Origin of the sequence: Pseudomonas sp. EL_65y_Pfl2_R96 (assembly GCF_963970905.1) — a bacterium.
In the GTDB taxonomy this organism is placed as follows: Bacteria; Pseudomonadota; Gammaproteobacteria; order Pseudomonadales; family Pseudomonadaceae; genus Aquipseudomonas.
Genome location: NZ_CAXAQH010000410.1, coordinates 1 through 430 on the forward strand (window position 1 = coordinate 1; position 430 = coordinate 430).

General features: G+C 67.4%; 1 protein-coding gene. It reads right to left on the bottom strand.

Annotation, left to right across the window (positions count from 1 at the left end):
- The coding region (locus AACY49_RS31320) for a caspase family protein (RefSeq protein WP_339528236.1) at positions 1-364 on the bottom strand (364 nt) is incomplete at its 3' end.
- Positions 365-430 lie beyond the last annotated feature (66 nt).

Here is a 430-nt window from a genome sequence, read left to right on the forward strand (position 1 = left end):
CCGCCTCTTCCGGCGCCACCGTGCCGGGCGCGGCGTTGAAGGCGATCAGCATGTTCGGATCCGGCTCGACCAGCGCAAGCCCGCTCGCGATCGGCTGGCCGCCCTGGACGAAAGGCTGCGCACGTGCGGCGTCGAGCACGATGATGTTGGCCTTGAGCGGAATGGCGGCGAGCTGCCGCGCATAATCGCCGATGCGCAGGCCCTCGGTCGGAATGTCGGTATCGCGGCTGATGTTGGAATCGACGGGGATGAAATAGTTCTCGCCGGCCAGCTGCACGCCGTAGCCGGCGAGATAGACCATCGCGACGGTGCCGGGCCCCGAGGCCTGCGCCTTCTGGATGAAATCGCGAAAACTCTTGCGCAGCGTGTCGCCATCGAGGTCGCGCGCCCCGACAACGTCGAAGCCCGGCCTGCAGCGTCTGCGCGATCA